The organism is Amycolatopsis sp. NPDC005003, assembly GCF_053600695.1.
Genome location: NZ_JBSGAI010000037.1, coordinates 58,099 through 74,190, shown reverse-complemented (window position 1 = coordinate 74,190; position 16,092 = coordinate 58,099). Strand labels below are relative to the sequence as shown.

17 protein-coding genes are annotated in these 16,092 nt (G+C 70.0%); 9 read left to right on the top strand and 8 right to left on the bottom strand.

Features of this window, described 5'->3' with window-relative positions; all coding sequences use genetic code 11:
• Positions 1-123: 123 nt before the first annotated feature.
• On the bottom strand, positions 124-1,230 hold the full coding sequence (locus tag ACWED2_RS34575) for a hypothetical protein (protein WP_449694713.1): 1,107 nt from the start codon (positions 1,228-1,230) through the stop codon (positions 124-126).
• 262 nt (positions 1,231-1,492) lie between these two features.
• Here ACWED2_RS34575 and ACWED2_RS34570 point away from each other — a divergent pair, with 262 nt between their 5' ends.
• From ACWED2_RS34570 to ACWED2_RS34560, 3 genes are read left to right on the top strand one after another with little or no spacing between them, the layout of a single operon-like run.
• A complete protein-coding gene (locus tag ACWED2_RS34570) occupies positions 1,493-2,509 on the top strand; it encodes a fatty acid desaturase family protein (protein ID WP_449694712.1) in 1,017 nt (338 codons plus the stop codon).
• Positions 2,510-2,518: 9 nt separating this feature from the next.
• Positions 2,519-3,580 (top strand): MBL fold metallo-hydrolase, encoded by a 1,062-nt coding sequence (locus ACWED2_RS34565; protein WP_449694711.1) that lies wholly within the window; start codon positions 2,519-2,521, stop codon positions 3,578-3,580.
• Positions 3,565-3,831, top strand: a complete 267-nt coding sequence (locus ACWED2_RS34560; protein ID WP_364446025.1) for a Smr/MutS family protein — start codon at positions 3,565-3,567, stop codon at positions 3,829-3,831. Before ACWED2_RS34565 ends, ACWED2_RS34560 begins: the two co-directional genes overlap by 16 nt.
• A 1-nt stretch (position 3,832) precedes the next feature.
• Here the strand turns inward: ACWED2_RS34560 and ACWED2_RS34555 are convergent, their stop codons facing one another.
• From ACWED2_RS34555 to ACWED2_RS34530, 6 genes are all read right to left on the bottom strand, one after another.
• Entirely contained in the window at positions 3,833-4,432 is a 600-nt protein-coding gene (locus ACWED2_RS34555) for an Rv1733c family protein (protein ID WP_449694710.1), read from the bottom strand.
• Positions 4,433-4,562: 130 nt separating this feature from the next.
• Positions 4,563-5,102 (bottom strand): 3-hydroxy-9,10-secoandrosta-1,3,5(10)-triene-9,17-dione monooxygenase reductase subunit, encoded by a 540-nt coding sequence (gene hsaB / locus ACWED2_RS34550; protein WP_449694709.1) that lies wholly within the window; start codon positions 5,100-5,102, stop codon positions 4,563-4,565.
• Positions 5,099-6,010, bottom strand: a complete 912-nt coding sequence (hsaC, locus tag ACWED2_RS34545) for an iron-dependent extradiol dioxygenase HsaC (RefSeq protein WP_449694708.1) — start codon at positions 6,008-6,010, stop codon at positions 5,099-5,101. Before hsaC ends, hsaB begins: the two co-directional genes overlap by 4 nt.
• Positions 6,010-6,855: a 4,5:9,10-diseco-3-hydroxy-5,9,17-trioxoandrosta-1(10),2-diene-4-oate hydrolase gene (hsaD, locus tag ACWED2_RS34540; RefSeq protein ID WP_449694707.1), complete on the bottom strand. Its 846-nt coding sequence runs from the start codon at positions 6,853-6,855 to the stop codon at positions 6,010-6,012. The genes hsaC and hsaD overlap by 1 nt, the downstream gene beginning before the upstream one ends.
• Complete coding sequence (hsaA, locus tag ACWED2_RS34535) at positions 6,855-8,018, bottom strand: 3-hydroxy-9,10-secoandrosta-1,3,5(10)-triene-9,17-dione monooxygenase oxygenase subunit (protein WP_449694706.1); 1,164 nt, start codon at positions 8,016-8,018, stop codon at positions 6,855-6,857. Before hsaA ends, hsaD begins: the two co-directional genes overlap by 1 nt.
• Before the next feature lie 35 nt (positions 8,019-8,053).
• The gene (locus tag ACWED2_RS34530) at positions 8,054-9,655 is read right to left on the bottom strand and encodes an FAD-binding protein (RefSeq protein ID WP_449694705.1); all 1,602 of its coding nucleotides are present in this window, start codon (positions 9,653-9,655) and stop codon (positions 8,054-8,056) included.
• A 100-nt stretch (positions 9,656-9,755) separates the two neighbouring features.
• Here ACWED2_RS34530 and kstD point away from each other — a divergent pair, with 100 nt between their 5' ends.
• Genes kstD through ACWED2_RS34500 form a run of 6 tightly spaced genes read left to right on the top strand, consistent with a single transcriptional unit; the run spans position 9,756 to position 15,183 of the window.
• Positions 9,756-11,420 (top strand): 3-oxosteroid 1-dehydrogenase, encoded by a 1,665-nt coding sequence (kstD, locus tag ACWED2_RS34525; protein ID WP_449694704.1) that lies wholly within the window; start codon positions 9,756-9,758, stop codon positions 11,418-11,420.
• Entirely contained in the window at positions 11,417-12,553 is a 1,137-nt protein-coding gene (locus tag ACWED2_RS34520) for a Rieske 2Fe-2S domain-containing protein (protein ID WP_449694703.1), read from the top strand. Before kstD ends, ACWED2_RS34520 begins: the two co-directional genes overlap by 4 nt.
• Positions 12,550-12,807, top strand: a complete 258-nt coding sequence (locus ACWED2_RS34515; protein ID WP_449694702.1) for a hypothetical protein — start codon at positions 12,550-12,552, stop codon at positions 12,805-12,807. Before ACWED2_RS34520 ends, ACWED2_RS34515 begins: the two co-directional genes overlap by 4 nt.
• The gene (locus tag ACWED2_RS34510) at positions 12,800-13,831 is read left to right on the top strand and encodes a 2Fe-2S iron-sulfur cluster-binding protein (protein WP_449694701.1); all 1,032 of its coding nucleotides are present in this window, start codon (positions 12,800-12,802) and stop codon (positions 13,829-13,831) included. The genes ACWED2_RS34515 and ACWED2_RS34510 overlap by 8 nt, the downstream gene beginning before the upstream one ends.
• 10 nt (positions 13,832-13,841) lie before the next feature.
• The gene (locus ACWED2_RS34505) at positions 13,842-14,690 is read left to right on the top strand and encodes a MaoC/PaaZ C-terminal domain-containing protein (protein ID WP_449694700.1); all 849 of its coding nucleotides are present in this window, start codon (positions 13,842-13,844) and stop codon (positions 14,688-14,690) included.
• Between the two features lie 40 nt (positions 14,691-14,730).
• Positions 14,731-15,183 carry a riboflavin kinase gene (locus ACWED2_RS34500; RefSeq protein ID WP_449694748.1) on the top strand — a complete coding sequence of 151 codons (453 nt, stop codon included), beginning with the start codon at positions 14,731-14,733 and terminating at the stop codon, positions 15,181-15,183.
• A 212-nt stretch (positions 15,184-15,395) separates the two neighbouring features.
• Here ACWED2_RS34500 and ACWED2_RS34495 read toward each other — a convergent pair whose 3' ends face one another.
• The gene (locus ACWED2_RS34495) at positions 15,396-16,019 is read right to left on the bottom strand and encodes a DUF5134 domain-containing protein (RefSeq protein WP_449694699.1); all 624 of its coding nucleotides are present in this window, start codon (positions 16,017-16,019) and stop codon (positions 15,396-15,398) included.
• Between the last annotated feature and the right edge of the window lie 73 nt (positions 16,020-16,092).

Below are 16,092 nucleotides of genomic sequence, written 5' to 3'. Positions count from 1 at the left end.
TGACGGCGGAGCCGGTGTTGTCAGCCGTGGCCACGGCCCTCGCGGTCAGGGGGCCGACAATGTCCGGACCGGCCTGGTAGGTGCGCATCTCCGCGGCGGACGGATCAGGCGGCCGTTGGGTCCTTATCGGCCGATGATCGAAGCACTCACTTGGCGGCGGCAGTCGATGATACTGATGTCGATCGGGTATGGAACTGCCTTCAGCTCATCCAGCTTCTCGGTGAGCATGTCGCGCACATCCTTCGGCTCATACCGGTGACAAAGCACCACAAAAGTGCCGGAGCGTGCATCAGCCGAACGAATATATGCAGGAAGCTGCTCAAGAAGTCCGCGACTCAATGTCACCCTGTCGTGGTCCTTCTTGAACTCGACAATGTGCACGGAACGGCGCAGCGCAAGAGTGAGATCTGTTGCACCGTTACCACAGTTCGCACCGGGATGTACCGTGATACCGAATCCTCGAAATATGAAGTTGGCGAACATCCGGAACAGGCTTTGGTGCTGCAGCTCGTGCACCGGACACCCGTCTCTGTCATAGAGGAACCGCCACGCACCCTGATCACGGATGCAGTTACCGAAATGGGTGAGCATGTCCTGAACTACATACCGCAGCCAATCTCCGTCATCGAATCCGTCATACTTTATGAGAGGAAGGTTTCCCCCAAAGCCCGACAGGTTCGCCGCGAGCTCGAACGCACTTCTCTCTTTACTGAGGTCCAGCTCTCCACCTCCCGCGAACGAAGGCAGGGGATCACGGTAGCCCGCCGCTATGAGGTCGAACTTCGTTGGCGACAGCAGTCGGCCGACCACCAAGGAAATGTCGTCGTCGTCCACCATGTTCACGGATGCCGTGTTCGTGATGTAACAGTCACTCCGAACCGTGGCTGAAATCGTCTTCCCGTCGGGCAGTCGTATTGTCGCCGAACGGTTCCCTTCGGAGTGCGACAGATAGTGCGTTACGCCGCTGTGGACAAACCATTCGCCCACCTCGATCTGCGATTCGGTGATCTCCTCAAGAGCAAAGGATCTGATCGAGTCCGCGATGGTAACGCTGGCAAGAATGCTGCGTTTGAAGCTAGCAAAATCGGCAGACGATGCCGATTCCCACAAATGCGTGAACAGCTTGACGCTCTCACGGGACAACAAGCTGGGAAGCGCGTTCAAGCGCAAGTAATAGATCTGCACCACCAGATTCGGGTCGTTTCGTGCAGGTAGTTCGTTCCATGCCATTGCTTCCCCCTTGCCGAACCGGTGTTGACTCAGCTTCACCGACCACGAGGGGGAACCTTACAAGATTCCACGTCAACCAGCATCGAACACAGCTCCGAGTGTCGCAGCCTCCCTTCCGGCGACTGCCCCTGCGCAGGCGTGACGAATGCTCAGCAAGCATGACCATGCGCGTATACCAGCGCGGCCGGTAGGGCTGGCCCCCGGAAAGTCCTTCGAGCGCACCGGATTCCCGGCCGGCCCGCCGTCGCGAAGACTCGGGTGGGTGACCACCACCGAGAACCAGGTCGGCAGCGACTTCGCCCGGCTGAGCCACCGCGTCTCCGCCGCCGGCCTGATGAAGCGCCGTCCCGGCTACTACACCGCCCGGATCGTCGTTGTCGCCGGGTTGTTCGCCGCCGGTTGGGTGGCCTTCGTCCTGCTGGGGAACTCGTGGTGGCAGCTCGCCGTCGCCGGGTTCATGGCCGTCATGTTCGGGCAGATCGCCCTGCTCTCGCACGATCTTGCGCACAAGCAGGTGTTCCGGCGACGGCGGCCCACCGAAATCGCCGGGCTGCTCGCCGGGAACCTCGGGATCGGGATGAGCTACGGCTGGTGGATGGACAAGCACACCCGCCACCACGCCAACCCGAACCACGAGGAGCTCGACCCCGACGTCGATCCGGACATCCTCGTCTGGTCGAAGGACCAAGCGCGCGCCAGCCGCGGTGTCCCCCGGTTCATCGGGCGCTACCAGGCGTTCCTGTTCTTCCCGTTGCTCACCCTCGAAGGCCTGAACCTGCACTGGTCCGGGATCCGGGCGGTCCGCAGGCCGGGACTGCGGCGCCGGAAGACGGAAGCCGCGTTGCTCGCCGCGCACTTCGTCCTCTACCTGAGCGCGCTGTTCACCGTGCTGTCCCCCGGCATGGCGTTGCTGTTCTTCGCCGTCCACCAGGGGCTCTGGGGTGTCTACATGGGATCGATCTTCGCCCCCAACCACAAGGGCATGCCGACGCTGACCGGGCGTCCCGAGCTGGACTTCCTCCGCAAGCAGGTGCTGACCTCGCGCAACGTCCGCGGCGGCGTCGTCACCGACGTCGCTCTCGGCGGTCTCAACTACCAGATCGAGCACCACCTGTTCCCGAGCATGCCGTCGCCGCACCTGCGGCGGGCGCAGCCGATCGTCCAGGCCTACTGCGCCGAGCTGGGCATTCCGTACCTGCAGACGAGCCTCGTCGAGTCCTACCGGCAGGCGCTCACCCACCTGCACGAAGCTGGGGCCCCTCTCAGGAAGCGTTCGTAGACTCGGGGCATGAGAAAGACGATCGCGGCCCTCCGGGACCTGCCGGCGGCCTTCGGCGCGAAAGCCGCCGGCGCCCGGGCCGAGCGGGTCCGCACGTCGCCGCAGTTCGACGGCAAGGTGTTCCGCAACGCGGCGCCGCGGCACCCGATGACCGCGGCTTCGATGCGGACCATCTTCCGCGAGATGTTCTTCGGCGAGCACCGTGAGCTGCGCAAACCGGCCGGCGCGGTACCCCTGGTCGCGGCGGCGCCGGTCGAATCGGCGGAGGGGCTGCACCTGACCTGGTACGGCCACGCGACCGCGCTGGTCGAGCTCGACGGCGCCCGGGTCCTGCTCGACCCGGTGTGGAGCGACCGGGTCTCCCCCGCCGCGTTCGCCGGCCCCCGGCGGCTGCACGAACCCCCGGTGCCGCTGTCGGCCCTCGGCCGGATCGACGCCGTGGTCATCTCGCACGACCACTACGACCACCTGGACCTGGCCACGGTCCGCGCGCTGGTCGGCTCCTCCGGCGCCCCCTTCCTCGTGCCCCTCGGCGTGGGCGCGCACCTGGAACGCTGGCACGTCCCGGCGGACCGGATCATCGAGCTCGACTGGCACGAAGAGGCGACGGTGGCGGGCGTCCGCTTCGTCGCGACGCCGGCCCAGCACTTCTCCGGCCGCGGCATCACGAACGACGACACGCTGTGGACGTCGTGGGCGCTGCTGGGCCCCGAGCACCGGGTGTTCTACAGCGGCGACACCGGCTACTTCGACGGGTTCGCGGCGATCGGCGCGGAGCATGGCCCGTTCGACGCGGCCCTGATCCAGATCGGGGCGTACGCCCCGCAGTGGCCGGACATCCACATGACCCCGGAGGAAGGCGTGGCGGCGGGTCTCGACGTCCGGGCGAAGCTGCTGGTCCCGGTGCACTGGGCGACGTTCCAGCTGGCGATGCACCCGTGGGGCGAGCCGGCCGACCGCGTGTGGAGCGAAGCCAAGGAGGCCGACCTCCCGCTGGCGATCCCCCGCCCGGGCGAGCGCATCGACGCGGCGGCACCCCCGGCGGTCGACGGCTGGTGGCAGGCACTGTGAAGCTCAAGCTGGACCTGCACGACATCTACAACCGAGGCGGCGAGATCGACCGCGCGCTCAAGGCGATCATCGACGAGGCCGTCGCCAAGAAGGCGCCGCTCGTCGAGATCATCCCCGGGAAGGGATCGGGTCAGCTGAAGAAGCACGTCCTGCGGTTTCTCGAACGCAAGGACGTCAAGGCGCTCTACCACCGGGTCGAGAAGGACAAGGACAACTTCGGCAGGGTGTTCGTGCACTTCCGCTGGAAGTGAGTCAGAACCGGCTGTCGTGGCGGGCTTCGGACCACGCCCGGTCCCACGCCGCCGAGTGGAAGCGGGTCAGGACGAACCGGGCCGCGGCGTACAAACCGACCAGGGCTCCGGTGATCGCCGCCCACAGGAAGATCGCCGCGAACACGCCGTCCACCGCCGAGGTCGAGGTCGACAGGGGCTCGGCGGCCGGCTCGCCGCGGGCGTCCAGCCAGATCGGCACGTGGGTGCCCGCCGGGCTGCCCGGGTCGGCGAGGACGTCGCCGGTGTGGCGGACGCCGCGCGCGTCGAACCAGGCCGCCGGGACGGTCGCCTCGGCCGCCGGGGCGCCGGCTCCGTCGGTGCTGTACGGCTGGCCGGACGCCGCCGCCAGGGACACCGCCGTCGCCGGATAGCGCGTGGCGCGTTCCTCCGCGGCTCGGGCGTTCTGCGCCGCGTACGTCTCCGAACCGAACGCCGCCGCGAACGGGATCGCGAGGAACGCGCCGACGACGGCCAGGAGCAGCAGGAGGGCTTCGACGCGGTCGCCCGCCCGGGCCACGGGGTTGCGGCCGGGGCGCACCCGGCGCCCGAACCGGGCGATCCGTCCGCTGGGCCCACGCATGCGCGACTCACTCCTCCCGGGAAGATGTCTTCTCGGTAACAGTGTGCGCGCCGGGGCTCGGCTTTCTCTTGCGAATGGGATGCGGCCCACCTGTGAAACCGTGCACAACCACCCGGTGGAGCTACGCCGGTTACAGCCAGTCGTCGGGACGCGGCCAGGGCAGCATGGCGGCGAGCGCATCACGGGCCGGCTCGGTGACGGCATAGCGGCCGCGGTGGAACAGCAGCGGGCGCGCTTCCGACGGCGCGCCCAGCGCCGTCACCCGGCCGATCACGACGTAGTGGTCACCCGCTTCGTGCACGGCTTCCAGTGCACAGTCGATCCAGGTCAGCGCGCCGTCGAGCAACGGCGCGCCGGACGGCGCCGGGGTCCAGCCGAACCGGGCGAACTTGTCCTCGCCGCGGGCGCCGAACACCGCGCTGACCTCCTGCTGGTCCTCGGCCAGCACGTTGACCGCGAACCGCCCCGCCGCGGCCAGCACCGGCCAGGTGCGCGACGTGCGCGCCGGGCAGAACAGCACCAGGGGCGGGTCCAGCGACAACGCCGCGAACGACTGGCAGGCGAACCCGGCGAGGGTGTCGCCGTCACGGCCGGTGACCACCGTGACGCCCGTGCAGAAGTGCCCGAGCACGCTCCTGAACTCGGTCTGGTCGACCGCCACGGACGTCATGCGCCCGGGGGCCGCGCGCCGACCGAGAAGTCGTGGCCCCACAGCGACACCGCGGTGCTCTCGCGCGCGATCCAGTTGTCGTCGTCGACCTGACGCCCTTCGCAGCCGAACTCGACGTCGAAGCCGCCCGGGGTCTTCATGTAGAAGGACAGCATCAGGTCGTTGACGTGCCGGCCGAGGGTGGCCGACATCGGCACCTTGCGCCGGATCGCGCGGTCGAGGCACAGGCCGACGTCGTCGGTGTTCTCCACCTCGACCATCAGGTGCACGATCCCGGACGGCGTCGGCATCGGCAGGAACGCCAGGCTGTGGTGCCGCGGGTTGCAGCCGAAGAACCGCAGCCACGCGGGCGGCCCGTCGGCCGGGCGCCCGACCATCTGCGGTGGGAGCCGCATCGAGTCGCGCAGCCGGAAGCCGAGGACGTCGCGGTAGAACCGCAGCGATGCCTCGTCGTCCTTTGTGGACAAAACGACGTGGCCGAGACCCTGCTCGCCGGTGACGAACTTGTGACCGTACGGGCTCACCACGCGCCGGTGCTGCAGCGCGACGCCGTGGAACACCTCCTGGGTGTTGCCGGACGGGTCGTCGAAGCTGATCAGCTCGTCGACACGGCGGTCGGCCAGTTCCTCCGGCGTGCCCTCCTTGTACGGCACCGAGGCACTGTCCAACCGCGACCGGATCTCGGCGAGCTCGCCGGCGTTGGCCGCCTCCCAGCCGGTCACCGCAAGGCGATCCGCGGAGCCCGGCGAGATGACCAGCCGCGCCGGGAAGTCGTCCATGCGCAGGTAGAGCGCGTCCGGGTCGGTGCCGCTGCCTTCCACCATGCCGAGCACCTTGAGGCCGTACTCGCGCCAGGCCGCCATGTCGGTGGCTTCGATGCGGAGGTAGCCCAGTGACCGGATGCCCATCAGGAACTCCCGAGGAAGTCGAGGGCCAGCCGGTTGAACTCGTCGAACTTCTCCAGCTGGGCCCAGTGCCCGCAGCCGCCGAACACGTGCAGCTGCGCGCGCGGAATCGTCTTCAGCGCGAGGATAGCGCCGTCCAAGGGGTTGACGCGGTCCTCGCGCCCCCAGATCAGCAGCACCCGCTGGCGCAGGCGGTGGGCTTCGCGCCAGAGCATGCCCTCTTCGTAGGTGTCGGGCTGCGCGAACGACATCCCCATCGCGCGCATCGCGGCCAGGGACTCCGGCGTGTTCGCGGCGGCGAAGCGTTCGTCGATCAGCTCGTCGGTGACCAGCGCCTGGTCGTGGACCATGATCCGCAGGAACGCTTCCATGCGTTCGCGCGACGGCTTGGCCGCGAACCGCCCGAGGTTCTTGACGCCTTCGGTCGGATCGGGCGCGAACAGGTTGACGCTCAGCCCGCCCGGCCCCATCAGCACCAGCCGCCCGGCTCGTTTCCCGTGGTTGAGCGCGAACCGCACCGCCGCGCCCCCGCCGAGGGAGTTGCCGACGAAGTGGGCGCGCTCGATGCCGAGCGTGTCCATCAGCCCGGCGACGGCGTCCGCGCTGTGCCGGAAGTACTGCGGGTGCTCGGTCGGTTTGTCCGAGCGCCCGAAGCCGGGCTGGTCGACGGCGATCGTGCGGTAGTGCTTGGCGAACTCCGGCAGGTTGCGCCCGAAGTTGCTCCACGCCGACGCGCCGGGCCCGCCGCCGTGCAGCAGGATCACCGTCTCGGCGTGTTCGGCGCCGGCCTCGTGGTAGTGCAGTTTCAGCGAGCCGGCCTGGACGTACTTGCCTTCGGGAGCCGCCATCAGTACATCGCGTTCTCGACGGGGAGCCCGAAGGCGCCGGTGCCGTACATGACGTACGCGCGCTCGGCGTCGTTGGCCGCGTGGACGCGGCCGGCGTGCGCGTCGCGCCAGAAGCGCTGGATCGGCGTGCCGCGCTGGATCGCGCGGCCGCCGGAGTTCTCGAAGAGCCGGTCGATCGCGGAGATCGCGCGTTCGGTGCCGCGCACCTGGTCGCGCCGGACGCGCAGCCGCAGGTCCGCGGGCAGCCGTTCCTCGCGCTTGGCGAGTTCGTACAGCTCCTCGATGTTGCGGGTCAGCTGCAGCCAGGCCGCGTCGATTTCGCTGGCCGCCTCGGCGATCCGCACCTTGGCGAACGGATCCTCTTTGGACTGTTCACCGGCGTACGCGGCCCGGACGCGCTTGCGCTGGTGCTCGACGTGCGCGTCGTAGGCACCCTGGGCCATGCCGATGATCGGCGCGGTGATCGTGGTCGGGTGCACCGAACCGTACGGGAGGCGGTACAGCGGACCGGGGTTGACGGCCTGGCCCGGCACCTTGCACTTCGACGTCGCGATGAAGCTCAGCGCCCGGTGCTGCGGCACGAAGACGTCCTCGACGACGATGTCGTTCGAGCCGGTGCCGCGCAGGCCGATCGTGTCCCAGACGTCCACAATGGAGTAGTCGGCGATCGGCAGCAGGTACGTGCAGAAGTCGACCGGCTTGCCGCCGGAGAACGCGGGTCCCCCGAGCAGCACCCACGTGCAGTGGTCGGATCCGGAGGAGAAGCTCCACCGGCCCGAGAGGCGGTAGCCGCCCTCGACGACCTCGGCCTTGCCCATCGGCGCGTACGACGAGGAGATCCGCACGTCCTGGTCCTCGCCCCAGACCTCCTGTTGCGCCTGGGCGTCGAACAGCGCCACGTGCCACGGGTGGACGCCGAGGATGGAGGCGACCCAGCCGGTGGACCCGCACGCGCTCGCGATCAGCTTCACCGCGGTGTAGAAGCTCACCGGGTCGGCTTCGAAGCCCCCGTGGAGCTTCGGCTGCAGCAGCTTGAAGAACCCGGTCTCCTGCAGGGCCTTGACGGACTCCTCGGGGACGCGGCGCGCGTCCTCGGTGTCCTGGGCCCGTTCCCGCAGGACCGGCAGGAGGTCCCGGACCCCGGCGATCACCTGCTCGCTCATGCGCGTTCCTCTCTAGTCTCAACTACCCAGCAAGACTAGAACACGTTCTCGTTTTTGTCGAGAACGCCCTGCGCCAGGGCACTGTTGATCCCCGCTCTACGACCCGAAAACACGCAGTCGGCCAGCGACAGGCCGCTCACGTACGACCTGGAACAGATTCCCACGGCGGTGCGGCCGGCGGCGTACAGCCCGGGGATCGGCGCCCCCGCCGTGCTCCGCACCGCGCCGGTGTCCTCGTCGACGACCAGCCCGCCGAGGGTGAGCATCGGCGTCGGGTACCCGAGGTTCGGCCGCACCGAGATGTCGATCAGCGAGTACGGCGGGTTGTCCAGGCGCCGCACGAACTCGGTCGGCTTGCCCACCGGATCCCGGTCGCCGTGGTAGGCCTCGACGCTGGCGCGCAGCCCCTGGGGATCGACGCCGGCCTTGCGGGCCACCTCTTCGACGGTCGCGCCGGTGACGCGGCCGCGCCGCAGCAGGTACCGCAGCTGGAGCCCCTGGAACCACTGGCTCTGCGCCTTCGTGTCCCGCCGCGCTTCGGCGACGATCGGCGCGTCGACGAGCAGCCACCCCCTGCTCGCGTGCTCCTCGATCAGCTTCTCGCCGACCGCGGCGCCGTACCGGGACTCGTCGATCACCCGCCGGCCCGCGGCGTCGACGATGATCCCGCCGAGGAACGCGCTCGGCGGCGTGATGAACCGCCACGCGGAGATCCGGCCCAGCTCGCCGGTCGCGCCCCCGGCCGAGACGCCGAGCCGGATGCCCGAACCGTCGTCGGCCGACGTGCCGAGCGGGAGCCCGCCACGGTACGCGGGCGCGTGCTCGCGGACCATCTCGCGGTTGGCGATGAACCCGCCCGCGGCGAGCACGACCCCGCGCCGGGCGGAAATCCGCAGCTCACGGCCGTGTGCCCGTTCGAAGCGCTCGACCCGGCGGTGCAGCGACTTCCGCAGCGACGGCACGTAGATCCCGGGCTTCGCCGCGTACTGGGCGAAGCGCTGGTGCCGCGCCCGGACCGATGCGGGGGCGTCGCCCAGGGTGTCGACGACGAGGCCGGTCACGCGGCCCGAGCCGTCGCGGATCAGGCTGCGGGCGGTCGTCTGGGTGAGCACCCGGATGCCGCGGGCGCGCACGGCCGCCTTGAGCCGGGCCATCAGCATCTTCCCCGACGTCCCGGGCCCCTTGACGCGGTGACCGCGCGGAGCCGGCTTCGCCGCGTCACGGAACCCGCCGGCGGCTTCGCTCCCCGAGTAGTAGAGGTAGTGCCGGTCGCTCGGGTACGACGTCTTGTACGGGCAGAGGCTGCCTTCGAAGGGCACGCCGTTGCCCTCCAGCCAGGTGATCATCTCGCGGCTGCCCTCGCAGAACCGCCGCAGCGTCCGCTCCGAGACGACGTCCCCGGTTTCCATCCTCAGGTAGGCGTACATCGCGTCGACGGAGTCGTCGACACCCGCGTCGAGCTGCTGGCCGGTGCCACCACCGGCGTAGACGATGCCACCGCTGACCGCGCTGGCTCCGCCGCCGGCGAAGCGCTCGACGATGACGACGTCGGCGCCCGCGTCGGCCGCTTCCAGAGCGGCGCAGGCGCCGGCCGCCCCGAAACCCACGATGACCACGTCCGCGACGAGTGCGTCCATGGTGGCTACCCTAGAACTGAAACACGTTCTCGTCTATCGTGACCGAAAGCGGCTCTCAACTGGATACTCGTTATCTGGAACACGTTGCAGGAGAGGTGGCATGACGGAGCAGTTCGACGTCGTCGTGGTCGGCAGTGGCGCCGCCGGGATGACCGCCGCGCTGGCCGCGGCCCACAACGGCCTGAGCGTAGTGATCCTGGAGAAGGCGCCCTGCTTCGGCGGCTCGACCGCGCGGTCCGGCGGCGGCGTCTGGATCCCCGGCAACCACGCCCTGCGCGCCGCCGGGATCGACGAACCACCCGAGCGGGCGCGCGAGTACCTGGCCTCGATCGTCGGTGACGCCGTCCCGCCGAGCCGGCGCGACACCTTCCTCGCCCACGGGCCCGAGGTGCTGCGGTTCGTCTGCGACCACACGCCGCTCAAGTTCCGGTGGGTCCGCGACTACAGCGACTACCACCCCGAAGCCCCCGGCGGACGACCCGGCGGCCGCTCGGTCGAGCCGATGGCCTTCGACGGCAAGCTCCTGGGCCCGGAGCTGGCCCACCTCGAACCGCCCTACAGCGCTCCCCCGCTCGGCGTGCCGATCACCCAGGCCGACTACCGCTGGCTGAGCCTGCTCGCCCGGCACCCGCGCGGGGCGCTGCGGCTGCTGTCGCTGGGCCGTCAGTGGCTCGTCGGGAAGCTCCGCGGGCAGCAGCTGCTCAGCATGGGGCAAGCGCTTGCGGCCGGGCTGCGGGTGGGCCTGGCCGAGGCCGGGGTCGAGGTCCGGCTGAACACCCCCCTGGTCGACCTGCAGGTCGACGGCGACCGCGTCACCGGTGTCGTCACGCCCCACGGCGTCATCGGCGCCCGGCGCGGCGTGATCCTCGGCAGCGGCGGCTTCGAGCGGAACCTCGAGATGCGCGAGAAGTACCAGCGGGCGCCGATCGGCGTCGACTGGACCGTCGGCGCGGAGGCCAACACCGGCGACGGCATCACCGCCGGCCTCAAGCTCGGCGCCGCCCTCGACCTGATGGACGACGCCTGGTGGGGGCCGTCGCTGCCGCTCACCGGCGGGCCGTGGTTCGCGCTGGCCGAGCGGTCGCGGCCGCGCAGCATCATGGTCGACGCGCGGGGCGAGCGGTTCGTCAACGAGTCGGCGCCGTACGTCGAGGCCGTGCACGCGATGTACGGTCCCGGGGACGGCCCGGGCCGGCACATCCCGACCTGGCTGGTGTTCGACCAGCGCTACAAGGACCGGTACATGTTCACCGGCATCGGGCCGCGCCAGCCGCTGCCCGGCCGCTGGTTCAAGGCCGGCATCGCGGCGAAGTCGTCGACGCTGGCCGGGCTGGCGGCGAAGATCGACGTCCCGGCCCAGTCGTTGGAAGCGACGGTCGAGCGCTTCAACGGCTTCGCGCGCCGCGGCGTCGACGAGGACTTCCACCGCGGGGTCAGCAAGTACGACCACTACTACGGCGACCCGCGCAACAAACCGAACCCCAGCCTCGGCCCCCTGGACAAAGCGCCGTTCTACGCGGTGAAGATCGTGCCGGGCGACCTGGGCACCAAGGGCGGGCTGCGCACCGACGAGCACGCGCGGGTGCTGCGCGAGGACGGCTCGGCGGTGCCGGGGCTGTTCGCCGCGGGCAACGCCAGCGCGGCCGTGATGGGCCGGACGTACGCCGGGCCCGGCGCGACCATCGGTCCCGCCATGGTGTTCGGCTACCTTGCGGCGACGCGGCTGGCGCACGAAGATCGAGGGACCACGGGAGGGCAGCGATGACGCAGGATTCGGTACGCACCATCTACGCCGGTGAGCCGCCGACCCGGTTCGCCCGCGGCTGGCACTGCCTCGGCCTGGCGGAGAACTTCCGCGACGGCAAGCCGCACGCGGTCACGGCGTTCGGCACGAAGCTGGTGGTGTGGGCGGACTCGGCCGGCGAGCTGCACGTGCTCGACGGCTACTGCCGGCACATGGGCGGCGACCTCACCCAGGGCAGCGTCAAGGGCGATGAGGTGGCCTGCCCGTTCCACGACTGGCGCTGGAACGGCAAGGGCAAGTGCGTCTCGATCCCCTACGCCAAGCGGGTTCCGCTGCGCGCGCGGACGCGGTCGTGGACGTCGGAGGTGCGCAACGGGCAGCTGCTCGTCTGGCACGACCCGGAGGGCAACCCGCCGGCCGACGAGCTGGCGATCCCGCTGATCGAGGCCGCCGACAGCGCCGAGTGGAGCAACTGGACCTGGGACGAGATCTTCATCGACGGCTCCAACTGCCGCGAGATCATCGACAACGTCGTGGACATGGCCCACTTCTTCTACATCCACTACGCCTACCCCACGTACTTCAAGAACGTGTTCGAAGGCCACATCGCCACGCAGTACCTCAACACCAAGGGCCGCCCGGACATGGGCATGGCCTCGAACTACGGCGGCGAGGACAACCTGCTGCGGTCGGAGGCGTCGTACTTCGGGCCGTCGTACATGATCAACAAGCTGGTGAACTCGTTCCAGGGCTACGAAATCGAGAGCGTGCTCATCAACTGCCACTACCCGGTGACGCCGACGTCGTTCGTGCTGCAGTACGGCATGAAGGTGAAGAAGCTGCCGGGGATCTCCGACGAGCACGCGGACAAGATCGCCGCGAAGCTGGCCCGCGGGATCGGCGCCGGGTTCCTGCAGGACGTCGAGATCTGGAAGCACAAGACGCAGATCGACAACCCGCTGCTGTGCGAAGAGGACGGTCCGGTCTACCAGCTTCGCCGGTGGTACCAGCAGTTCTACGTCGACGCCGCCGACGTCACCGAAGACATGACGCAGCGGTTCGAGTTCGAAGTGGACACCACGAAGGCGAACGAGGCATGGGCGGCGGAGGTCGCGGAGAACCTGGCGCGGCAGAAGACCGAGGCGGAAGTGTGACCACCGCCGAGCAGACCGAATTCCTGTCGGGCGGGCTGCGGCCGCACGAGTGCCGCAGCTGCGGCACGTGCGTGCTGGTGAAGAAGAACAGCATCCAGCACACGAGCATCCAGTGGACGACCCGGCCCGCCGACACCTGCCCGGTGTTCGCGGGCGCGGACGGCCCGTCGGCGTTGCTCGACACGTGCCCGAAGCTGGCCGACAGCATCGGCGACGCCGTGCGCGAGGGCACGCTGGCGGTGGCCGATGGCTGAGCGGGTCTACACGCTGACCGTCGCCGACGTCGTCGTCGAAACGCCGGACGCGCGGTCGGTGGTCTTCGAGATCCCTCCGGAGCATGCTTCTGCTTTTGCTTATTCGGCGGGGCAGTTCCTGACCCTTCGCATTCCCAGCGAACAGACCGGTTCGGTGGCGCGGTGCTACTCGTTGTCGAGCGCGCCGCACGAGAACCGCGTGCAGGTGACGGTCAAGCGCACCGACGGCGGGTACGGGTCGAGCTGGATCTGCTCGTCGCTGCAGCCGGGGATGCAGCTCGACGTCCTGGCGCCGGCCGGGGTGTTCTGCCCGTCGTCGGTCGACGAGGACTTCCTGCTGTTCGCGGGCGGCAGCGGCATCACACCGGTGATGGCGATCCTCAAGACGGCCCTGGAGACCGGTTCCGGCCGGGTCGTGCTGGTCTACGCGAACCGCGACGAGCGTTCGGTGATCTTCGCGGGCGAGCTGGCGTCGCTGGCCAAGCGCTACGGCGACCGGCTGGTCGTCATCCACTGGCTGGAAAGCGTGCAGGGGTTGCCGGACGTCTCGCAGCTGCGGGGGCTGGCTTCGGCGTACACCTCCCACGAGGCGTTCCTGTGCGGGCCGGCGCCGTTCATGGCGGCTGTGCGGGAGGCGCTCGGGCAGCTCGGCGTGCCGCGGGACCGGGTGCACGTCGAGAAGTTCACGTCGCTGACCGGGAACCCGTTCGAGGCCGGTGCGCCCGGGCCCGAGCCGGAGTCCGACGAGGCACCTGCGGCGCTGACGGTGACCCTCGACGGGGAAACGCGGTCGATGGCGTGGCCGCGGCAGCGGAAGCTGCTGGACCGGCTGCTCGAAGACGGCATGGACGCGCCGTACTCGTGCCGCGAGGGGCAGTGCAGCGCGTGCGCGTGCCGGGTCGTCTCGGGCGAGGTGAAGATGCTGCACAACGAGGTGCTCGACGCCGAGGACATGGCGGACGGCATCGTGCTGGCCTGCCAGTCGCTGCCGGTCACCGACGAGGTCTCGATCAGCTACGAATAGGAGTCCCCGCGTGCCCATCGACCCCGCGGTCGCCATCGGTGCCGAGATCGGCGAGGTGAGCTTCGCCTGGACGGCGTCGGACGTGCTGCTGTACCACCTGGCGCTCGGCGCGGGCCCGGACGAGCTGCGGTACACCTACGAGCAGGACCTGGTGGTGCTGCCGACGTTCGCGACGGTGGCGGCCAACCTGCGCGTGTTCGACCCGCCGGCGGTGTCGTTCCCCGGGGTGGAGATCGACCTGGCGAAGGTGCTGCACGGCAAGCAGGAGATCACGCTGCACCGGCCGATCCCGGTCGAGGGCAAGGCGGTGGCGCGGTCGCGGATCGCCGACGTCTTCGACAAGGGCAAGGCGGCGGTGGTGGTCCAGGAGGTTGTGGTGACATCGTCGTCGGGCGATCCACTGTGGACGGCCCGGTCGAGCATCTTCGCCCGCGGGGAGGGTGGTTTCGGCGGCTCGCGGGGGCCGTCGGACCGCATCGAATGGCCTTCGGGGGCGCCGGACGTCGTCCTGGAAGTCCCGACACTGCCGCAGCAGGCGCTGCTGTACCGGCTGTGCGGCGACCGGAACCCGCTGCACGCGGACCCGGCGTTCGCCCGGGCCGCGGGGTTCGAGCGGCCGATCCTGCACGGGCTGTGCACGTACGGGATCGTGGCCCGGGTGCTGGTGAACGAGTTCCTGGACGGCGACCCGGCGCGGGTGGCGTCGTTCGCGACGAAGTTCGCCGGGGTGGTGTTCCCGGGCGAGACGCTGCGGATCCGGGTGTGGCGTGCGGACGACCGGCTGCTGGTGACGACGACGGCTCCTTCGCGGGATGATGCGCCGGTGCTGGCGGACACGGTGCTCGTGTCCACTTCCTGAGCCGGGTTGTCCGAGCCGCTACCGTGGTGGGGTGACTTCGATGCCGGAATACTTCGTGGTGCGCGGAACGGTCGAACCGGGCGACAAGCGCGGCCGCGAGCTGGGCTTTCCGACGGCCAACATCGCCCTGCGCGACCAGGACGGCTCCCTGGGCGACGGGGTCTGGGCGGGCTGGATCGGCCGCGCGGACGGTTCCCGCCTCCCGGCGGCGATCTCGGTCGGCCGCCGCCCGACGTACTACGGCGCGGACGGGTACCGCCTGCTGGAGGCCCACGTCCTGGAGTTTTCGGGCGACCTGTACGGCGAGACGCTGGTGGTCTGGCTGGGCGCCCACCTGCGCGACCAGGAGAAGTACGCCTCGGCGGAGGACCTGATCACGGCACTGAAGAACGACATCGCGGCAGCCGGCCAGTGGACGGCGGCGCACCCGGCGGAGTCGCTCCCCTCGCCCGGGGACAGCGCGCTGGGCGAGGTGCGGCGGGTCGCGGGATGAAGCGCCTCGCCGCCCGAAATTGTCGGTGGTGTTCGGTAACGTGAAATCGGGGGGTCCCCGGGGCGGGGACCTCTTTGTGCCGTGCTCACGAAGCCGAGTCCGGCCGGCTTTGCCGGACAGCCGGCGGCCCTCCTCGCCGCCCGAAATTGTCGGTGGTCTCCGGTAACGTGAAATCCGGGGGTCCCCTGGGCGGGGACCTCTTCGTGCCGCGCTCACAAAGCCGAGGCCAGCAGCATGTAGCCCATCCCGGCGCCCATCACCGCCCGGCACACCGCGCGCGAAGCCTGCCCGGAGCCGGCGGCCGTGCCGGAGCCGGAATCCGCCCCCACAACCCCCGAGCCGGAGCCAGAAGCCACACCCGAACCGGAATCTGCCCCCACGGCCGCCGTGCCTCGCACCGCCAGCAGCCCCGACCAAGCCGCATCCGCCACGAAGTACCCCGCCGCCGCCACCGCGATCAGTGGCAGGGCCAACCGGGCGTCCATGGCCGACATCGTCAGCCACGGGCCGTGGTCCGCTCCGCCGTGGGGCATCGCCGTCACCATGTACAGCATCGCCGCCGCCGACAGGGCGTGGTGGGCGCAGGCCCGGTGGCGCCACCAGGCCGCCGCGAACCAGCCCGTCGTCAGCACCAGCACCGCCTGCCAGCCCGCCGCCGGGATCGGGCCGCCGACCGGGGAGAACATCGCCACCATCGCCACCACCAGCAGCAGCTCCGCCAGGTCGCCGTGGCGGACGCCGTGGCCCAGCCGCGCGTAGTCGAGGCGGACCAGGCGCAGCACGCACGGCAGCACCAGCGCCGCGAACACCGCGGTGAGGGCCCAGTCGACCAGCATCGATCTCACTCTCCGTCGTGGGTCGTGTCTCCACCGTGACACCCACGACGGCCGCGCACCAGCCGTCAATGAG